Here is a 19,243-nt window from a genome sequence, read left to right as displayed (position 1 = left end):
AACAATCCACGGCGACGGCGTCTAGAATCCCACCATGCCGTTCGCTTCTCCCGTCCGTCGCCGTGCTGCGCCCTTCCTGATCCTCGAAACCGGTGAGCCGGTGGCGACGATGCGGCGCTACGGACGCTTCCCGCACTGGATCCGCGTCGCCGCCGGCCTGGCCGAGCGCGAGACGGTGGTGACCAACGTCGCCGCCGGCGAGGCGTTGCCGGCAAGGGGCGACTTTGCCGGGGTGATCGTCACCGGCTCGGCGGCGTTCGTCACCGACCGGGCCGAGTGGAGCGAACGCTCGGCGGCCTGGTTGCGCGAAGCCGCCGAGGACGGCACGCCGCTGCTGGGCATCTGCTACGGCCACCAGTTGCTGGCGCACGCGCTGGGCGGGGAGGTCGCCTACAACCCGGCCGGGCGCGAATCGGGCACGGTGGACATCGAACTGCACCCGCCCGCCGCCGAGGATCCGCTGTTCGCCGGCCTGCCGCCTCGCTTCCCCGCGCATGCCACGCATCTGCAGACGGTGCTGCGCGCGCCGTCCGGCGCCACGGTGCTGGCGCACTCGGCGCAGGACCAGTGCCACGCGTTCCGCTGGGGCGAGGCGACCTGGGGCCTGCAGTTCCATCCGGAGTTCGCCACCCACCACATGCGCGGCTACGTGCAGGCGCGTGCCGACTGTCTACGCAGCGCCGGACGCTGTGCCCGTACCATCGCCCGCGAGGTCAGCGCCGCACCGCTGGCACGCAAACTGTTGCGGCGCTTCGTTCAGCACGCACGCGGGCAGCACAGCAGCGGCCAGGCAAAACCGCGATAATCTGTGCAGTCGCCGCCGCTGTACGGCGTCCCCCACTTCGGATTGGCAATGATCGAGATTCGCAAGCTGCCGGCCTCGGCCGGCGCGGAATGGCTGTTGGCCGGCATGTCCCTGCTGCGGCGGGCGCCGTGGGCGTTGGGCCGGCTCGGACTGATCTGGGGCCTGGCGGCGCTGATCGCCCTGTTCCTGGGCGTGCTCAACCCGACCCTGGGCATGCTGGCGCAACTGCTGATGGGGCTGGCCGGGCCATTGCTGTTCGGCGGGCTGGTGTGGGCCGTGCGCGAGGTCGACCAGGGCCGCAGCGCCGAGCCGGCGCACCTGCTGCAGGGCCTGCACGGCGGTCGCACGCCGAACCTGCTGGTGGCGTTGCTGCCGCAGGTGGTGGTCGGGCTGGCGCTGGCGCTGCTGGCGGTGGTGGTGATCGGTCCGGACGGGTGGATGCAGCTGACCACGGTGATGAACAAGCTCAACGAGCTGGGCCAGTCCGGCGCGCAGCCGGATCCGCTGCAGGTGGAGCAACTGGTCGCGACCCTGCCGGCGTTGCGCATCCTGCTGTGGCTGATGCTGGTGGCGGTCGGGTTCGTGGCGGTGGCGCTGACCCTGTTCCTGTTCGCGCCGCAGGTGATGTTCGACGGCCGCAACGGTATCGCCGCCATCGGGCACGGCCTGCGCGCCTGCCTGCACAACCTGCCGGCGATGCTGGTGTTCTTCGTCCTCGCCTTCCTGGCCATGTTCGCGTTCTATTTCGCGCTGACCGTGGTGATGCTGGTGCTGCAGCTCCTCGTCGGCACCGCCGTGGCCGCGCTGGCCGCGCAGTTGCTGCTGATGGCGCTGCTGATGCCGGTCCTGGCCGGGATCGTGTACGCGGCCTGGAAGCAGATGTTCGTGCACGCCGGGGATGCGGCGCCGGCTGTGCCGCCGCCGCCCTCCAACGTCTTTGTGGCGTAGCGCCGGGATTGGGGAATCGGGAGTCGGGAATCGTAAGAGCCACAGCAACAGCAAAACGGCCCCTCGGGGCCGTTTTGCTGTGTGCGGCAGATTGCCGTCAAGCCGCGTGGTAATGGTGGGTATGCAGCGAACCGCTGTTCCGATTCCCTATTCCCGTGCCTCGATTCCCGGCTTCTTGGTCACCGCCGCTGCAGCGATGATGCCCAGCTCGTACAGCAGGCACATCGGGATCGCCAGCATCAGCTGCGAGACCACGTCCGGCGGGGTCAGCACCGCGGCCAGCACGAAGATGCCGACCACCGCGTAGCCGCGGCCCTCGCGCAGTTGCTGCGGGGTCACCCAGCCGAGCAGGGCCAGGATCACCAGCGCCACCGGCAGTTCGAAGCTGGCGCCGAAGGCGAAGAAGATCGCCAGGACGAAGTCCAGGTAGGCGCCGGCATCGGGGGTGAGCTGGATCACGTCCGGCTTGAACGTGGTCAGGAAGTGGAACACCGCCGGCAGCACCAGGAAGTAGGCGAAGCCGCAGCCGAGGTAGAACAGCAGCACTGCCGAGGCCAGCAGCGGCAGCGCCAGGCGCTTCTCGCGTTGGTACAGGCCGGGGGCGACGAAGGCCCAGGCCTGGTACAGCAGCCAGGGGGCGGACACGAACAGGGCCAGGAAGAACGCCAGCTTCAGCGGCGCGATGACCGCGCCGGCCGGGTGCGTGGCGATCACACTCTGGCCCACCGGCAACTGCGCCAGCATCGGCTCGGCCAGCCAGGAGTACAGGCGCTTGGAGAAGGGCAGCAGCGCCACCACCACCACGCCCAGGCCGATCAGCGCGCGCATCAGCCGCGCGCGCAGTTCGATCAGGTGTTCGATCAGGCTGCTCTCGGCTTCCACGTTCATCGCGGCGCCTCCGGATCAATGGAGGGCGGCTGGCCGGTATGCGCCGTGGCGGTGGACGCCGGATGCGGTGCGGCGGCACCGCGCGCGGCGGCCGGCACCACGGAAGCGGCGGGCACCGTCGCGGCAGAGTGCGTGGGCAGGGGCGTGGCCGTCTCGGGAGTGTGCGCAGTCGGGGCGTCGATTGCGGCCGCTGTCGCTGGCGGCACGGTCGACGGCGCGCTGTCGGCAGGCGGCACCGGTGGGTTCGGATCGATCTCGCGGCGCAGCGCCTCGGTCTGCCGCTGCAGCTCCTCGCTGCCATCGCGAAACTGGGTCTCGGCCTGGCGCAGCGAGCTCTGCACGTCGTGCAGGCTGCGCTTGAGTTCCTCGGCTTCCAGTTCGCGTTCCAGTTCCTGCTTCACCGAGTCCCACTGCGCGCGGGCGCGGCGCACCCACAATCCGGCGAAGCGCGCCGCCTTGGGCAGGCGCTCGGGACCGAGCACCACCAGGGCCACCACCGCGATCACCAGCAGTTCGCTGAATCCGATATCGAACACGCCGGCGGGGTCCCGTCAGTGCGCGTCGCGGTCGCGTTCGGCCTGGGTCTGGCGGGACGGCTCGCTGCTGCTGCGCGTCTCGTCGCCGAGCTGGCCGGCGGGCTTGTCGTCGTCGCGCATGCCTTTCTTGAATTCCTTGACCGCGTTGCCCAGATCCTTGGCGCCGCTCGTCAGCCGCTTGGTGCCGAACACCACCAGCACGATCACCAGCACGACCAGCCAGTGCCAGATGCTAAAACTGCCCATGATCCGCTCGCAGAAAAGTCGTGAGGAACCCGCAGGATAACGCACCGCGCCGCGCCGCGTTACCTTTCCCGGACGTGCAGGCATGCCTGCACGACGGGATGGACAGGTGGCGTTGGGAACCGCGCTCAGCGATCGCCGTCGAGCTTCTCGGTGCGGATCTCGCCGTCGGACACCGGCTGGAAGCCCTGCTGCGCCGGTTGCGCCTGGCCCTGCAGGGGGACGGTGCTGGCAGCGGCGTCGGGCGCGGCGGTCGGTTCCGGCGTGGCCTGCGGCGCCGGCATGGCCGCCGGTGCCGGGGCGGCGCCCGGGCTGCCGTTGCTGTCGGTGCCGCGGCTCTGCCGCGCGGCGTAGGTGGCTTCCTCGAGCTTGTCGCGGAAGGCGACGATGTCGTTGGACGGCCGGTTGGTGGTGCGACCCTCGAAGATCATCCGCGGGGTGGTGTTGCTGCCGTAGGCGTTGAGGTCGGCGGCATCGTCGATCTGCAGCGCGGCGCCATCCAGGGCGACGCCGGCGAACAGGCCGCGCGCGCGCGACCACGACCAGATCTCGGCCTTGAGCTGGCCGTCGGTGGCGGCGGCGGCGTTGCGCCCGACCGGGCCGGCGGCGACGCCGGCATCGGCGCCGAGGGTGAACTTGCCGTTGACGATGTTGTCCAGGCTGCGGTCGTTGCGGAACACCAACACCACGTCGGAGGACTGCACGCCGACCTGGAAGCCGATGCTGCCGCCGGTGAGCTTGACGAACACCGGGTTGGACCAGGTGCCGTCGGGGCGCTTGACCGACATCAGGCCGTGGCCGCGGCGCCCGCCGATCACCAGGCCGGCCTTGAGCGTATCCGGGATCACCACGATGGCGCGGCCCTCGTCAAGCAGCTTGTCGGGGATGGCCTGCTCGGGAATCTTCTGGATGTCGGTCAGCACGCGCAGCGCGTTGCGGGCGCGCTCGTCCTCTTCCGGTCCGGCCACGGCGTGGCCGACGAACAACAGGGTGCTCAACAACAGGGCGAGGCGCGGCAGGAGGGGCATGGCGGGCTCCGAAATAGGTCCGCAGCAAGATACTGCAAGTCCTTGAACTTAGTCACAGGGCAATGAATCGGCAATGAGTGGTGCCGGCACCGCATGCAGGCGCCGTCGATCGCCGCGATCGAACGGATCGACACGCCGCAGCGCGCGCGCTCTGCCACAATGCGCGCATGTCCGACGCACCCGAGACCGCCATCCTGGTGGTGAATCTAGGCACGCCCGAGGCGCCGACCGCGCCTGCGGTCGCCCGTTATCTGGCCGAGTTCCTTGGCGACAAGCGCGTGGTCGCGATCCCGCGCCTGTTCTGGTGGCCGCTGCTGCACTGGGTGATCCTGCCGCGGCGTTCGCCGAAATCGGCGGAGAAGTACGCCCAGGTGTGGCTGGCGGACGGCTCGCCGCTAGCGGTGTACACCCGCCGCCTGGCCGAGGGCATGCAGCGCGAGCTGCCCGGGCACCGCGTGGCCTGGGCGATGCGCTACGGCGCGCCGGCCCTGGCGCCGGCCCTGGACGCGCTGCGCGATGCCGGCGTGCGCCGGATCGTGGTGCTGCCGCTGTACCCGCAGTATTCGACCACCACCACCGCCTCGATCGAGGACGTGGTGCAGGCCTGGCAGGCGCGCCATCCGCAGCTGCCGGTGCACCTGATCGAGGACTACCCGACCGATCCGGCCTGGGTCGCGGCGGTGGCCGACAGCGTGCGTGCGCACTGGGCGCAGCATGGCCGCGGCGAGCGGCTGTTCTTCTCCTTCCACGGCCTGCCGCAGCGCGTGGCCAACAACGGCGATCCCTACCCGCAGCGCTGCGAAGCCAGCGCGCAGGCGATCGCCGCTGCGCTGGGCCTGGAGGCCGGGCAGTGGGAGCTCGGCTACCAGTCGCGCTTCGGCGCCGAGCGCTGGCTGCGCCCGTACGCCGAGCCGCGGCTGTGGGAGCTTGCCGGGCAGGGGGTCAAGCAGGTGGACGTACTCTGTCCCGGCTTCGCCACCGACTGCCTGGAAACCCTGGAAGAAGTGGCGATGGGCTTCGTCGAGACCTGCGCCGAACGCGGCATGCAGGTGCGCTACATCCCCTGTCTCAACGACGCCCCGGCGCACGCGCGTGCCCTGGCGCAGCTGGCGGCCCGCGCGGCATGAGTTTGCGTGCTTTTGCCTGCCCGTCGCGGGTGGGCGCGCTGGCCGGACTGCGCAGCGGCGACCCGGAGGGGCCCAAGGCGCTGGCCTTGCACGGCTGGCTCGACAACGCCGCCAGCTTCGTGCCGCTGAGCCGGCACCTGCCGCAGCTGGACCTGGTGATGCTGGACCTGCCCGGCCATGGCCACAGCAGCGACCTGCCCGATGGTGCCGAATACCTGCTGGCCAGCGCCCTGCACCCGGTGCTGGACGCGGCCGATGCGCTGGGCTGGGAGCGCTTCGTGCTGATCGGCCATTCGATGGGCGCGGCCATCGCCAGCCTGCTGGCCGCCGCGGCGCCGCAGCGTATCGAGAAGTTCGTGGCGATCGAGATGCTGGGCGGCCTGGCCGAGAGCGAGGCGGGCGCGGTGGAACGGTTGCGCAACAGCGTCGCCAGCACGCGCCGCGCCAATGCCACGCCATTGCGCGTGTTTCCCGATCTGGCCGCGCCGGTGCGGGCGCGGATGCTGGCCAACCAGCTCAGCGAGCCGGCCGCGCGGCTGCTGGTGGAACGCGGCGTGCGCGCGGTGGATGGCGGCTACGTGTGGCGCAGCGACCGCCGGCTGACCCTGCCCACCGCGATCCGCCCGACCGAGCCGCAGATGCAGGCGCTGCTGGCCGGCATCGAGTGCCCGACCGCGGTGGTGTTCGCCGATCCGGCGCAGGACATCCTGCCCGAGTCGCTGCGCCTGACGCGCGCGGCGTGCCTGCGCGACGGCCGCGTGCTCACGCTGCCCGGCACCCACCATCTGCACATGGAACAACCGGCGGCGGTGGCCGCGTTGCTGCAGGGCTTCCTCTGACGCAGACGCGGCGCTGACCGCGTCGCCGTGCGTCTGCGCCGCCGCGACCATCGCATCCGGGCATCGCGCACGCACACTGCGACGCAGTGGGCGCCGGTGCTGCGCAGGCCGCCGCAATTGTTCCTTTCGCGGCGTCACAGTTCGACATGTTGTCGCCGTGCCGTCGCGGTTCGGAAAACTTCGGCGTACAGCGTAGCGCGCACCTTTCGCCCTGACGCCGCGCTTCCATGATCCGCCTCCTTCGCCGCTACCGGGTCGGCCCACGCCTGACCTTCGCCTTCGCTGCCCTGCTGTTGATCTGCGGCGCCCTGATCGTGGCCAGCCTCGCGTCGATGGCGCTGGCGCGCCAGCAGCTCGACGACATCGCCCTGGACAAGATGGAGAAGATCCGCCTGTCCAACGCCATGGTCGCGGCGCAGGCGCGGCTGGAGATCGGCCTGCTCAACGACGTCATCCTGACCAACCCCGACGAGAAGCAGGCGGTGGTGCGCGCGATCGGCCAGGCCCAGCGCGACTACGCGCAGGCACGGCGCAAGCTGTTCGCGCTGCGCCTGGACCCGGCCGACCGCACCGGCGCGCAGCTGCGCGCGGCGATCGACAAGGCCTATGTGCAGGTGCAGCCGTTCCAGTCGCAGGTGCTGGCGATGGCCGCCGACAACCAGAACCTGGATGCGCAGACCTTGCACCTGTACACCTTGCAGCCGCTGCTGGCGCAGTGGCAGCAGGCGATCCAGCGCAACGCCGCGCACCTGCGCACGCTCAGCGACGGCTCCTATGCGCAGGCGGTGACCACCATGGCCCGCGCGCGCTGGTTGCTGCTGCTCGGCGGCGGTTTGCTGCTGGCGGTCAGTGCGTGGCTGGGCTGGTGCATCACCCAGAGCCTGGTGCGGCCGCTGCGCGAAGGTACTCGCGTGGCCGCGGCGATCGCCGCCGGCCAACTCGACGCGGTGCTGCCGGCACAGGGCAACGACGAGGCCGCCGAGCTGCTGCGCAGCATGCAGACCATGCAGACCCAACTGCGCGCGGTGCTGGCCGAGCAGCGGCGGATGGCGCAACGGCATGCCGACGGCGCCATCGCCTGCCGCGGCGATGCGGCCGCCTTCCCGGGCGACTACGGCCAATTGCTGCGCGACGCCAATGCGCTGGTCGACCTGCACGTGGGCACCGCGCAGTCGATGGTGGCGCTGATGCGGCGCTACGCCATCGGCGATCTCAGCGAGGACATGCCGCGCCTGCCCGGCGAGCAGGCCGCGATCTCCGAGGCGATGGATGCGATCAAGGCCAACCTCGGCACGCTCAGCCGCGACATCTGGCATCTGGCCGAGGCCGCCGCGGCCGGCGACTTCAGCGCGCGTGCCGATCTCGGCGCGCACCAGCACGATTTCCGCATCATGCTCGAGAGCCTCAACCAATTGATGGCGACGGTGGACGGCAACCTGGGCGAGTTGTCCGGGTTGTTGCGCGCCATCGCCAGCGGCGACCTCGGCGTGCGCATGCACGGCGATTTCCATGGCGTGTTCGCCGACATGCGCGACGACGCCAACGCCAGTGCCGACCAGCTCGCAGCGATCGTGGCCGGCATCCAGCACGCGGCCGCAGCGATCGATGCCGAGGCCGGCGCCATTGCCGGCGGCCACCAGGACCTGTCGCAGCGCAGCGCCGAACAGGCCGGCACGCTGGAGCGCACCGCCCGTGCGGCGGCGCGCCTGACCGACACCGTGCGCCAGAACGCCACCCATGCGCACCATGCCAACCAGCTGGCCGACGCCGCGGCGACCGTGGCCGGCCAGGGCGGTGCTTCGATCGATGCGGCGGTCGGTGCGATGCAGGGCGTGGAAGCGGCCTCGCGCAAGATCGGCGAGATCATCGCGGTGATCGACGGCATCGCCTTCCAGACCAACATCCTGGCGCTCAATGCCGCGGTGGAGGCCGCGCGTGCCGGCGAGCAGGGCCGCGGCTTCGCGGTGGTCGCCAGCGAGGTGCGCGCGCTGGCGCAGCGCTCGGCCGATGCGGCCAAGGAGATCAAGCGCCTGATCGAGGCCTCGGTGGACCAGGTCGCGGTGGCCTCGGCGCAGGTGCACGACGCCGGCCGCACCATGGGGCGCGTGCTGGCCTCGGTGGACGAGGTCAATGCACTCATGGCGGGCATTGCGGCGGCCTCGCAGGAGCAGGCCGCCGGCATCGACGAAGTCGGACAGGCGATGGCGCAGATGGACCGCAGCACCCAGCAGAACCTGGCGTTGGTGGAGCAGGCCACGGCCGCATCGCGCGCCTTGGAGCAGCAGGCCGGCAGTCTGAGCGAGGCGGTGGCGGTGTTCCGGCTGGCCGATGCGGCACCGTCGGTCCCGCTGCCGGAGCAGGCGTTGCCGGTGCTGGCGATCCAGCCTGCGCCAGCCGGCTTCGACTATGCGCGCAGCGCCTGATGCGGAAGCGTTCGCAGGGCGGGGCGCCGCGGGCAGTGCGGTTGACGACCGCGACGGCGTCCATCGCCACGCCGAACGCACCCACGTCGGGGGCATGCGGACAGGCCTGTAGGTGTGTTCCCTACACACCCATCGTGAAGCTTGTGTGTAGAAAAATTTTCGCTTAAGTTGCGCCCACGCCTGCCGTCAACAGGCGTAGACGCGATACGTCCTGTGTACGCGGCTCGATCCCGGCGTCCTGACATGCCGGCGTAGTGCCGCACGGACCGTACCGCCTCGCTGGCGCCGGAGGTCGCGCCTGATTCGCGGTAGGCGGGAGGAGAGGGGGCCTGCCGGGCGCTGCATGGAGTTCTGCTTCCGCAGCGCTGGGCCAACACACCGCGATGCGACCGCATCGGCGTGCCCACCCGCCTGCTCATTCCCCCTTGTTCGCATCCCTGTTTGCGCCATGTCGTGCCGCAGCGCAGCATGCGTGCCCGATTCGCCGCCCGAGCGCAGCCTCGCCGCAGCCGTCGATCGCGCCACGATGTTCGGTGTTCAGCCGCGGTCCGGGCGCACCCGCCGCAGCGTCTTCGAGCGCTTCGACGAACGTGCTCTCGCCCAAGCCGATCTGTCGGATGCAGCCTGTCCTTCAGGAGCGGCTTCCGCCGCGATGCGCTTTGCCGAGCGCGCGCATCGCGGCGAAAGCTGCTTCTACCGAGTGTTTCCCACCGTTCGTGGATGGACCCTTCAGTCGCGATCCGGCCGCAGCAGCCAGCGCAGATGCGCCTTGAGCTGGCGACCGTGCTGGTGGAACCAGGTGCGCTCGGCGCGCCAGTCGGGGAAGCGCGCTTCCACTTCGTGCCAGAACGCCGGCGAATGATTGGCCTGGATCAGGTGGCAGAGTTCGTGCACCAGCACGTACTCGAACGCCGAGGGGCGTCCCAGCACCAGCGCCAGGTCCAGCGCCATGCTGCCGTCGGGCGCCAGCGAGCCCCACTGCGAGGACATGACCTTGTAGCGCACCGCACGCGGGGCGCGCGGCAGCGACGGCAGGTACTGCGGCAGCCAGCGGCCGACGTCGGCGCGGGCCTGGGCTTCGTAGAAATCGCGCAGCGCGCGGCGCAGTGCCGCGTCGCCGCCGCGTGGCGGCAGGTGCAGGTGCGCCACGCCGTCGGCGACCTCGATGCGCGCGTAGCGGGCGTCGTGCCAGGCCACCGGTAGCGACTGCCCGCGCAGCGGCAGTTCGCCGGCCTCGCCCGGGCGCAGCGGCGTCAGCGTCTCGGCGGCGACATAGCGCGAGAGCTGCTGCGCCAGCCACTGGCGGTTCTCCAGCAGGAAGCGCTCGCCGGCGATCAGGCTGGCCCGCAGGGGCAGGGTCAGGCGTGCGCCGCGTTCGTCCACGCTGAGCTTGATGCGCCGCGCGCGCGGGTCGCGCACGCGCAGCACCTCGACCTCGCGCTCGTCCAGGCGGAAGCGGACGAGGTCGCGTTCGACGGCCGCCGGGGGCGGCGCGATCAGGCGACGGAGCAGATCGGGCATGGGCACAGCATACCGCCGGCACGGGTGCGCACGGTGACAGCCGCGTGCACCCGCTTGCGCCGCGGCATCAGTCGGCCTTGCTCAGCTTCAGCGCCGCTTCCAGCAACAGGAACAGGCGCCGCACTTCGGCGCTCATCAGCGCGAAGCGCGCGTCCAGTTCGGCGCGCACGCCGTCCTGGTCGGCATGCTCGAGCTGGTCCACCGCACCGTCGAGGAACTTCAGCTTGCGGATCACCAGATCGTCGCCGAGCACGAAGGACACGTGGTCGTCGAGCACCAGCGCCAGCTTGGTGACCTGCTTGCCGGCTTCCAGGTGCTTGTCGATCTCGTCGCAGCGCAGCTCCTGGTGCTGGCACTTGACCACCGCGCCGCCTTCGATCGGATCCTTCATCTCGCATTCTTCGCCCAGGCTCAGGCCTTCGGGCAGCGGCTCGCCGGCGATCCAGCCGGTCAGGATCGAGCGCGGCGCCACTTCGGCATTCAGCGGCAGCGCCGGGAAGCTGCCGAGCAGGCCGCGGATCTCCGACATCACGTTCTCGCCGGTCTTGCGGCTGGAGGTGTCCACGGCGACGTAGCCGTGCTGCAGGTCGAGCATGGCGTCGGTGCGCGAGGACTTGACGAAGGCGCGCGGCAGCAGCTCATGGATCAGGTCGTCCTTGAGCCGCTTGCGCGCGCGGCCGCCGGGGCGCCGGCCTTCCTTCTCCTCGATCTCGGCGACCTTGCGCGCGAGCAGGTCGTTGACCACCGAGCCGGGCAGGATCTTGTCCTCGCCACCGACGGTCAGCCACAGGAAGTCGGCGATGCGGTGCGACAGCGCTTCCTGCTCGTCGCGGCCGAACGGGGAGATGAAGCCACGCGAACTCATTTCCAGCGGGCCGACCGACTTGAGCTGGGCCTCCGGCAGGAGCGTTTCGACCTCGGAGAAATCGAGCGTGGTGGGAAAGCGGAACAGGGTCAGATTGCGAAAGAACATCGAGCATCCAGCGGAAGGAAACGGAACGGTCCGGCGGCGTGCGCCGGGGAGCGGTGGTCATTGTCGCATCGTGCCCGCCCGGGTACCGCATCGGGCGGTTCAGCGAGGTGGGTCAGCCCGGCGCGTCGTCCGCCCAGGCACCGGCCGGCGCCATGGCGGCGCCGCCGAGCGCGGCGAAGTCGAACAGCGCACGGTCGGCCAGTTGCGCCGGATGCACGTTGCCCAGCGCGCGGGCGATCTGCTCCACCCGCCCCGGATGCTCCCGGTCCCACTGCTGCAGCAGTTGCCCGACCTGGCGGCGCTGCAGGGTTTCCTGGCTGCCGCACAGCGTGCAGGGGATCAGCGGGAAGGCCTGCGTCTGTGCGTAGGCGGCGATATCGTCCTCGCGCACGTAGGCCAGCGGCCGGATCACCACGTGGCGGCCATCGTCGCTGCGCAGCACCGGCGCCATCGCCGCCAGCTTGGCGTGGAAGAACAGGTTCATGAAGAACGTGGCGACGATGTCGTCGCGGTGGTGGCCCAGCGCGATCTTGGTGATGCCGTTCTCCGCCGCGTAGCGGTATAGCGCGCCGCGGCGCAGCCGCGAACACAGCGAACACAGGGTCTTGCCTTCCGGCACCACCCGGGTGACTACCGAATAGGTGTCCTGCTCGATCACATGCCAGGGCACGCCACGCTGGCGCAGGTAGGCCGGCAGCACGTCGGCGGGAAAGCCCGGCTGCTTCTGGTCCAGGTTCACCGCCACCAGCTCGAACGGTACCGGCGCCTTGCGCTGCAACTGCAGCAGGATGTCCAGCAGGGTGTAGCTGTCCTTGCCGCCGGACAGGCACACCATGACCTTGTCGCCGGCGCCGATCATGCCGAAATCGGCGATGGCCTGGCCGACCTGCCGGCACAGGCGCTTGCCCAGCGCCGCGGCGTTGCGGGCGGCAGGCGGTGTGGGATCGGCGAGCGGGTGCAGCGGCGGCAGGGGCAGGGGCAGGGGCGAGGTCATCGGCGGTAGTGTAGTCGGCGCGGCTGGCGCAGCAGCGCGCGATCGGCGTTGCCGGTCATTCCAGTTCCGCCACCTCGACCGTCCCGAACGTGCTGGTCAGGCGGGCGATGACGGTGCCGAGGCAGCGCAGTCCCTCGCTGGTGTTCGCGCAAAAGGACAGGCCGTCTGCGGTGCACCAGAACACTGCGTCCGGCATCGGTCGTGCCAGCGCGGCGGCGCCGGCATCGCGCGCGGCCGCCTCTTCCACGCCCGGCAGCTGGCCGATGGCTTGCCGTGTCTTTGCTGGATCGGCGTCGGCAAACGTCAGGCGATACTCATATCCCATGTGCTGCTCCGATTCGGGGTCTTGGGTCAGCGTACCGCCGCGGAGCCGCGCGCGGCTCGGCGCCTCCGCTACACCGGACGGAAACGCGGCCCGCGGCCCACAAACATCCACACCGACGACAGCGTTATGGCGTCGTCCCCTGGTCCGTCGCAACGGAGATGGATGTGTGCGTCATCAGCGCAAACAGTTCGGCCACCCGCTGCTCGGAGATCCCTTCACGCTGTTCGACTGCGAGCGGGTGCGCGGTCGGCTCCAGTTCGATCCATGGGCGAATGCCGTCGTTGCGCAGATGGACCTGCGTCTTGAGACCGGCGGTCTCCGGATACGGCGACAGGCGTGTGTTCAGCCACCCGAAGAACGGCCCCACATGCGCACGCTGCGGCTGATCGAAACAGTTGACCCACTGCAGGTAGCTGGCTTCGCTGAGCGAGACCCACACGCCCCAGGAAAACGGTTCGGCGTGGCCATGCACGGGGATCTCGATGCAGCCGCGGACGAAGAAGTGAGCCTCATCGATCACACAATCGTCCGAGCCCAGCTCGCAGCGAGTGGCGCGCTGCGCCTCCGGAATCAGCGCATAGCTCAGCGGCGCCGCCACGCTGAAGCCGGGCATGCCTTCGTGGACCTGATCGCAGGCGCTGCAGGTGAAGCGGAACGTCATGGCTGGGGGCGAGACGGCAAGAAGGCTGGCCAGTGTAGCCGCCTGCGGCATCGCCAGCCTCGGCGCGCGGCAGGCATCCGGCGCCCCTGTTTTTGTCGTCATGCCGTGCCGGGACCGGCCCGCTACACTCGCCACCGGTCACCGACGCAAGGTCGCCCCATGTTCAAGAACCTCATCCCCAAGATCTTCTACGCGCGCATGCAGGACGGGCTGGATTTCTTCGTCGGCGGCCTGGGATTCCAGGTGCTGTACCAGGACGCCACGATGGCGGTGATCGCACGCGACGGCGCCAAGGCCTATCTGGTGGAGAACGCCGAGTGGGCGGCGAAGGACCGGCCGGAACTGGGCATCGAAACCGACAGCATCGACACGATCTATGCCGAGTTGTCCGCACGTGCGCCGCAGTGGCTGCATCCGAATTGCCGTACCGTCGCGCTCAAGCCCTGGGGCGCACGCGAGTTCGCGATGCTGGACCCAACCACGGTCTGCGTGGTGTTCCGCGAGTGGCCGGCGCAGCCGTAAGCGACAGCGACCCCTGAGCGAACTGCGGATCGCACATGCGCAAGAAACACGATCTGCCGGAGAAGCCCTGCCTTCACTGCGGCCGGCCGTTCCGCTGGCGTAAGAAGTGGGAGAAGGTCTGGGACGAGGTGAAGTATTGTTCCGACCGCTGCCGTGGCGAACGCAAGCGCGTGCGCGCGCCGGAGGCGCCCTGAGCTGCCGGGCCGTGCGCTGGCCCACCGCATGCCAGCAGGCGTGCCGCCCTGCATGAGTCCGGTGCCCTCCACCGCCCACACCCTGCGCCTGGTGCTCGGCGACCAGCTCGATCCCGAGCACGCCTGGTTCGACGTGCGCGATCCCGGCGTGGTCTATGTGCTGATGGAAGTGCGGCAGGAGACCGACTACGTCCTGCACCATGCGCAGAAGATTCTGGCGGTGTTCGCCGCGATGCGCGATTTCGCCCGCCAGCTGCGGGCGACGGGCCATCGCGTGCGCTACGTGGAGATCGATGACGCCAGCAACCGCCAGTCCATCCCCGCCAATCTCGAGGCGCTGATGGCGCACTACGGTGCGCAGCGCCTGCAGTATCAGGATCCGGACGAATGGCGCCTGGACCAGCAGCTGCGGCAGTGGGGGGCGACGCAGGCCTTCGCCACCGAGGCGGTGGACAGCGCGCACTTCTACACGCGCCGCAACGAAGTGGCGGAGTTTTTCCGAGGGCGTGGGCAGTGGCTGATGGAGCATTTCTACCGGCACATGCGCAAGCGCCACCGGATCCTGCTGGCGGATGACGGCACGCCTGAGGGTGGGCAGTGGAACTACGACCACGACAATCGCCAGCCCTGGCCCGGCGATCCACCGCCGCCGCCCGACGCGCGCCCGACCCACGATCACCGCGCGCTGTGGGCCAGCATCCAGGCCGCCGGCGTCGCCAGCTTCGGCCAACCGCAGGCGGAGGCGGTGCGCTGGCCATTGAACCGGGCCGAGGCGCTGGCCTGCCTCGATCGGTTCATCGTCGACGCCCTGCCGCATTTCGGCCGCTACGAGGATGCGATGAGCACGCGCAGTCCGCGCCTGTTCCATTCGCAGCTTTCCTTCGCCCTCAACACCAAGATGCTGCGGCCGCAGGAAGTGGTGCAGCGCGCGCTGGCGGCCTATGGCGCTGGCGCCGCGCCGCTGGCGGCGGTGGAAGGTTTCGTGCGGCAGATCCTGGGCTGGCGCGAGTACGTGCGCGGCATCTACTGGGCGCACATGCCCGGCTATGAAGCGCGCAACGCGCTCGGCCACGACACGCCGCTGCCGGCCTGGTTCTGGACCGGCGACACGCACATGCGCTGCCTGCAGCACGCCATCGGCCAATCGCTGCAGGATGCGTACGCGCACCATATCCAGCGGCTGATGGTGATCGGCAACTTCGCCCTGCTCGCCGGCCTGAATCCGGCGGCGGTGCATCGCTGGTACCTGGGCGTCTACATCGACGCGTTCGAATGGGTCGAACTGCCCAACACCGTGGGCATGAGCCAGTTCGCCGACGGCGGCCTGCTCGCGACCAAGCCCTACGTCAGCAGCGCGGCCTACATCGACCGCATGAGCGACTACTGCCAGGGCTGCCGCTACGACCGCAAGCAGAAGACCGGCGCGCGTGCCTGTCCGTACAACGCGCTGTACTGGGACTTCTTCGCGCGGCACCAGGACACGCTAGGGCGCAATCGTCGCCTGGACATGGTCTACCGCCAGTTGGGCAAGTTGCCGGCCACGCAACTGCAGGCCTTGCGCGCACAGGCGCAGCAGTTGCGCGAAGGTCTGGACACGCTGTAGCGCGGGCCAGGCGACTCGCGCGCATTCGCAGCGGCTGGACGCTATGCAGGAATGTGTCCTGCGACGCACCCAAAGCGTGCCGCATGCTGCGCATCGACACCCTGTCGCATGCGCGGCGCACGCAATCGCGCGATCTGCTACCTGCGTTCTGGCCGATCGACACGCGCTCAAGCACCCTATGCCGCCGGTCGGCGCAGGCCGCCGGTTGCACTCGAGGTGTCAGCGACGTGGATGACAGTTGGATGACTGTCGCACGTCGTGTTGTTCCCCCGCAACCCTATCGAGCATGATCATGACCACGACGCTCTCCCTCACCACCAGCGCACGCGCGCTGGGTGTCCTCGCTCTCATGACCGCCGCCACGGCGATCGCCGCCGTCCCCGCCGCGCCGCAATGCAGCGTGCCGCAGGCCTGGGTGCTGCCGACCGCGACCACCGTGGTCGGCAACGGCACGCAGGCCAGTTGCACCGCCAGTGCGCTGGCCACCGCTGCGGCGCAAGGCGGCTACATCACCTTCAACTGCGGCAGCAAGCCGACCAGCATCGCCGTCGCGCGTTCGATCGTCATCGCGGCGACGACGCCCACGGTGATCGACGGCCAGGGCAGGATCACCCTGGACGGCCGCCAGTCCGCCCGGATCCTGCTGGTCAATGCCGGCAGCGCGCTGTCGGTGCGCAACCTGAAACTGCAGAACGGCAGCTCCGTGCAGCCGGCATCGAATCAGGCTTACGACCCGGGCACCTGGGGCGGCGGCGCGATCAAGGTCGGCTACCGCGGCAAGCTGGAAGTCATCAACAGCCAGTTCCTGGCCAACCGCAGCAGCATCGGCGGCGGCGCCATCTTCGCCGGCAGCGACGCCGAGGTGACCATCGTCCGCAGCGGCTTCTACAAGAACAGTTCCTGGCTCGGCGGCGCGCTGTACACCCAGCTCAGCCGGCTGACCATCGTCGGTTCGGAATTCGCCAACAACCAGGCGATCAATGCGCCGCAGGGCTTCCCCGATGCCGGCAACTTCGGCGGCGGCGGGGCGATCGACACCGACGGCGCATCGCTGGCCGGCTATCTCAAGGGCGGCGTCGGCAGTGGCGGTACGCTGGCGGTGTGCGGCACCGTGGTCCGCAACAACGTCGCCGCCAACGGCTCCGGCGGTGCCACGTTGTGGGCGTACGCGCCGGACACCATCGATGTGAAGTACTCCACCTTCGCCAACAACGTCGCCACCGGCGGCCCCGGCGGCGGCGCGCGCATCAGCATGGGCTTCACCGACACCTCGCATGCCGGCACCGCCATCACCACGCCGGGCACCATCAACGTCGCCGAGACCAGCTTCCTGTCCAACAAGGCCGAACAGGGCAACGCCGGCGCGCTGTACCTGGATTGCTACGGCGCCTGCGACGTCAGCAACAGCACCTTCTACGGCAACTATGCGAAAGGCGTGGGCGCGGCCATCCAGCATGTCGGCTGGCAGCCGGCCAACGGCGACCAAGGCAGCCCCAGCGTGCGCTTCAACAACGTCACCTTCGCCGAGAACACGCCGTGGGTGACGCTGTTCGGCGACAAGTTCGACCTCCGCAACAGCATCCTGTACTCCAAGACCGAGCGCGTGTTCTGCAACAACCAGAGCAACACCGGCAACAACCTCATCGAGTACTCGGCCAAGGGCGCAGTCTGGCCGAACGCCTGTCTGGCCGCGGGCAACGTGAAAGCGGCCGATCCGCTGCTGTCGGCCCCGGCCAGCAACGGCGGGCCGACGCTCACCCAGCTGCCCGCGGCCAACAGCCCGGCGTTGAATGCAGGCAGTGGCTGCGCCGCCATCGACCAGCGCGGCAATCCTCGCAATACCGCGGTGTGCGACCTGGGCGCGGTGGAGGTCAAGTAAGTCGATCTGCCGTCGTAAGTGCACGGCAATGCGCGGTCGCACCGGCTTGGCCGGTGCGACTACGCGATCTGGCGCCCTTCATCCGGATGAGCAGAGCGTGGAGCATGAGAACACCACAACCAGAACGGCAGCCACGGCGACGAGCCATGGCCTGTAGGCTTGCTTCTGGATCAGGCAACGCGCACCACAATATTCAACAAGCTGACACTTGCGACAATCGGCGCGGTCAAGGCGGACCATTCGCCACGGCGATCGTGGGCCAGGTTGATCAGGCCACCACTCGATGCTAAGTCGTTCGGACGGCTCCCAGCATCCAACTGCTGGAAAAGAGCAACAGCCAGCCGACGACGCTCTTCATCAAATGCTGATCCCCGCACCATCCAGCAGCGGCTGACTCTGGCGAACGTCATCGGAAACGTCTGGATCCCAAGGCCAGACTCCTCCAAGTGTCGGATAGACAATCTGCAGGGCAGCATAGTCGGTACCACCATGAAACCAGGTTGCAGACAGCATGTAGGTCTCGCGATGAACCTCCAGGACTTGGCGGAACTGCACCGGAAACCCTTCGAGAAAGCCCGTATACGGGAGACCCGCTACGAAAAGCTCGCCGTTGCGAGCTCGCTCCATGTAACGGTTGATCAAGGCGCTGCCAAGGTCGGAGCGAACCCCGACGACAATGACCTCTGGGATACCGAGGGTTTTTGCCAAACCGATGGAGTAGGAGAAGGGCTGCTGGATCTGACTCGGATCGAAAACGGAGGTGATGTGACAACCGAATTTCTCGACGTTGTTGAGTATCCGCTGCTCCATTCGATTCATGTCGGTGCTGATATTCGAGAGGAGCGCGCCGAGCGGCACGGGTGTGTTGAAAGATCTCGCGTATCAGTCTAATTCCAAAGCCGATAGGAACAACAGGGTCATAGTGGTCGCGGAGGCCGTGGGTGCTGCTTGCGTAGCAGATGCCAGGCGAACTCGCTAGCGCCGGATCCTCAGCAACGCGACTGGAAGGCCCTGCTACAGTGCGCGCGGCTGCGCCGAAGACCACAGGAGCGACCATGAATGAATCCGACGCCTACGTGTACGACGAGATCCGCAAATGGGTGTGGTCCGGGTTCTACTCCCAGGACGAGATCCAGGAGATGATCGAGGACATCCTCGAAGACGACTGCGACGAGGCCATGCTGCGCGCCTCGGTCGCCAGCCAGTGGCAGGCCAAGCAGCAGGCAGAACAGACCTGGCCGACGCAGACCGATTGCGACCGGCTGGATGCGCTGTTCGAGCAACTGCACGCGTCAAGCATCTGCGCCCTGGCCAATGCCGGCTACACGATGTCCGATGGCCACATCGAAGTGAACCAGGCGGTGGCCGACACGCCGGACAGGCGCTACCACGGTTACTGCTTCTATCACGGCCAGGACATGGAGCGCGCGATCGACGGCGGCGGGCTGATGCTGGCCTTCGGCGATCTTGAAGGACGGGAGGACGCAGACCTGGCGGTCGGCCAGCAGGTCGCCGCGGCGTTGCGTGCGGCGGGCTTCACCGTGCACTGGGACGGCACGCCGCGCAAGCGCATCGACCTGCCCGGCTTCGTCTGGCAGCGTCGCGCCGACTGGGAGTGACGTTCCAGCGCGGCGTGGGCAGCGGCAGGCTGCGAGACGTCGACGCGCTGGCTACAATCGCATGCTCATGCCTGACCGCGCCCCGCTGCGCGCGCGGAAGGCGTTTGACGGAGAG

20 protein-coding genes are annotated in these 19,243 nt (G+C 69.1%); 10 read left to right on the top strand and 10 right to left on the bottom strand.

The features are described from left to right. The first annotated feature begins 34 nt into the window (after nt 1-34). Together RAB70_RS03040 and RAB70_RS03035 are read left to right on the top strand one after the other, a co-directional pair. Nucleotides 35-805: a glutamine amidotransferase gene (locus RAB70_RS03040; protein ID WP_081613595.1), complete on the top strand. Its 771-nt coding sequence runs from the start codon at nt 35-37 to the stop codon at nt 803-805. A 48-nt stretch (nt 806-853) separates the two neighbouring features. Further along, on the top strand, nt 854-1,753 hold the full coding sequence (locus RAB70_RS03035; RefSeq protein ID WP_148828607.1) for a BPSS1780 family membrane protein: 900 nt from the start codon (nt 854-856) through the stop codon (nt 1,751-1,753). Between the two features lie 147 nt (nt 1,754-1,900). Here RAB70_RS03035 and tatC read toward each other — a convergent pair whose 3' ends face one another. The 4 genes from tatC to RAB70_RS03015 all read right to left on the bottom strand — a co-directional run bounded on the left by tatC (nt 1,901) and on the right by RAB70_RS03015 (nt 4,448). Further along, on the bottom strand, nt 1,901-2,641 hold the full coding sequence (gene tatC, locus RAB70_RS03030; protein WP_017907961.1) for a twin-arginine translocase subunit TatC: 741 nt from the start codon (nt 2,639-2,641) through the stop codon (nt 1,901-1,903). Beyond that, nucleotides 2,638-3,177, bottom strand: coding sequence for a Sec-independent protein translocase protein TatB (gene tatB, locus RAB70_RS03025; protein WP_043093764.1), 540 nt, complete (start codon nt 3,175-3,177; stop codon nt 2,638-2,640). Before tatB ends, tatC begins: the two co-directional genes overlap by 4 nt. 15 nt (nt 3,178-3,192) lie before the next feature. Next, entirely contained in the window at nt 3,193-3,423 is a 231-nt protein-coding gene (tatA, locus tag RAB70_RS03020; RefSeq protein WP_017907959.1) for a Sec-independent protein translocase subunit TatA, read from the bottom strand. A 125-nt stretch (nt 3,424-3,548) separates the two neighbouring features. Further along, nucleotides 3,549-4,448 (bottom strand): YSC84-related protein, encoded by a 900-nt coding sequence (locus RAB70_RS03015; RefSeq protein ID WP_148828608.1) that lies wholly within the window; start codon nt 4,446-4,448, stop codon nt 3,549-3,551. A gap of 167 nt (nt 4,449-4,615) precedes the next feature. On the opposite strand from RAB70_RS03015, the gene hemH reads away from it, so the two are divergent. From hemH to RAB70_RS03000, 3 genes are all read left to right on the top strand, one after another. Then, nucleotides 4,616-5,575, top strand: a complete 960-nt coding sequence (gene hemH, locus RAB70_RS03010; RefSeq protein WP_017917087.1) for a ferrochelatase — start codon at nt 4,616-4,618, stop codon at nt 5,573-5,575. Then, nucleotides 5,572-6,414 (top strand): alpha/beta fold hydrolase, encoded by an 843-nt coding sequence (locus tag RAB70_RS03005; RefSeq protein ID WP_148828609.1) that lies wholly within the window; start codon nt 5,572-5,574, stop codon nt 6,412-6,414. The genes hemH and RAB70_RS03005 overlap by 4 nt, the downstream gene beginning before the upstream one ends. A gap of 227 nt (nt 6,415-6,641) precedes the next feature. Then, on the top strand, nt 6,642-8,837 hold the full coding sequence (locus RAB70_RS03000) for a methyl-accepting chemotaxis protein (protein WP_017907955.1): 2,196 nt from the start codon (nt 6,642-6,644) through the stop codon (nt 8,835-8,837). A gap of 729 nt (nt 8,838-9,566) precedes the next feature. On the opposite strand, the gene RAB70_RS02995 is transcribed toward RAB70_RS03000, so the two are convergent. The 5 genes from RAB70_RS02995 to RAB70_RS02975 form a co-directional block, all read right to left on the bottom strand. Continuing rightward, entirely contained in the window at nt 9,567-10,358 is a 792-nt protein-coding gene (locus RAB70_RS02995) for a M48 family metallopeptidase (protein ID WP_148828610.1), read from the bottom strand. Between the two features lie 67 nt (nt 10,359-10,425). After that, nucleotides 10,426-11,331: a recombination-associated protein RdgC gene (locus RAB70_RS02990; protein ID WP_148828611.1), complete on the bottom strand. Its 906-nt coding sequence runs from the start codon at nt 11,329-11,331 to the stop codon at nt 10,426-10,428. Between the two features lie 112 nt (nt 11,332-11,443). Beyond that, nucleotides 11,444-12,325: a tRNA 2-thiocytidine(32) synthetase TtcA gene (gene ttcA / locus RAB70_RS02985; protein ID WP_148828612.1), complete on the bottom strand. Its 882-nt coding sequence runs from the start codon at nt 12,323-12,325 to the stop codon at nt 11,444-11,446. Between the two features lie 55 nt (nt 12,326-12,380). Further along, a complete protein-coding gene (locus tag RAB70_RS02980; RefSeq protein WP_225851603.1) occupies nt 12,381-12,650 on the bottom strand; it encodes a hypothetical protein in 270 nt (89 codons plus the stop codon). Between the two features lie 124 nt (nt 12,651-12,774). Then, nucleotides 12,775-13,413 (bottom strand): DUF2199 domain-containing protein, encoded by a 639-nt coding sequence (locus RAB70_RS02975; protein WP_225851604.1) that lies wholly within the window; start codon nt 13,411-13,413, stop codon nt 12,775-12,777. A 57-nt stretch (nt 13,414-13,470) separates the two neighbouring features. Between RAB70_RS02975 and RAB70_RS02970 the strand changes: the two genes are divergently transcribed. From RAB70_RS02970 to RAB70_RS02955, 4 genes are all read left to right on the top strand, one after another. Further along, nucleotides 13,471-13,833 carry a hypothetical protein gene (locus tag RAB70_RS02970; protein ID WP_017916661.1) on the top strand — a complete coding sequence of 121 codons (363 nt, stop codon included), beginning with the start codon at nt 13,471-13,473 and terminating at the stop codon, nt 13,831-13,833. A 35-nt stretch (nt 13,834-13,868) separates the two neighbouring features. Then, nucleotides 13,869-14,027, top strand: coding sequence for a DUF2256 domain-containing protein (locus RAB70_RS02965; protein WP_017907947.1), 159 nt, complete (start codon nt 13,869-13,871; stop codon nt 14,025-14,027). A 52-nt stretch (nt 14,028-14,079) separates the two neighbouring features. Next, entirely contained in the window at nt 14,080-15,630 is a 1,551-nt protein-coding gene (locus RAB70_RS02960) for a cryptochrome/photolyase family protein (protein WP_148828613.1), read from the top strand. 292 nt (nt 15,631-15,922) lie between these two features. Further along, nucleotides 15,923-17,509 (top strand): choice-of-anchor Q domain-containing protein, encoded by a 1,587-nt coding sequence (locus RAB70_RS02955; protein WP_408068852.1) that lies wholly within the window; start codon nt 15,923-15,925, stop codon nt 17,507-17,509. Between the two features lie 357 nt (nt 17,510-17,866). On the opposite strand, the gene RAB70_RS02950 is transcribed toward RAB70_RS02955, so the two are convergent. Continuing rightward, entirely contained in the window at nt 17,867-18,328 is a 462-nt protein-coding gene (locus RAB70_RS02950) for a DUF4262 domain-containing protein (RefSeq protein ID WP_265531002.1), read from the bottom strand. Between the two features lie 236 nt (nt 18,329-18,564). On the opposite strand from RAB70_RS02950, the gene RAB70_RS02945 reads away from it, so the two are divergent. After that, nucleotides 18,565-19,128, top strand: coding sequence for a DUF6891 domain-containing protein (locus RAB70_RS02945; protein ID WP_148828615.1), 564 nt, complete (start codon nt 18,565-18,567; stop codon nt 19,126-19,128). Nucleotides 19,129-19,243 lie beyond the last annotated feature (115 nt).

Origin of the sequence: Xanthomonas sontii (assembly GCF_040529055.1) — a bacterium.
Lineage (GTDB): Bacteria > Pseudomonadota > Gammaproteobacteria > Xanthomonadales > Xanthomonadaceae > Xanthomonas_A > Xanthomonas_A sontii.
The sequence above is the reverse complement of the archived record's forward strand: the minus strand, read 5'-3'. Positions and strand labels throughout refer to the sequence as shown.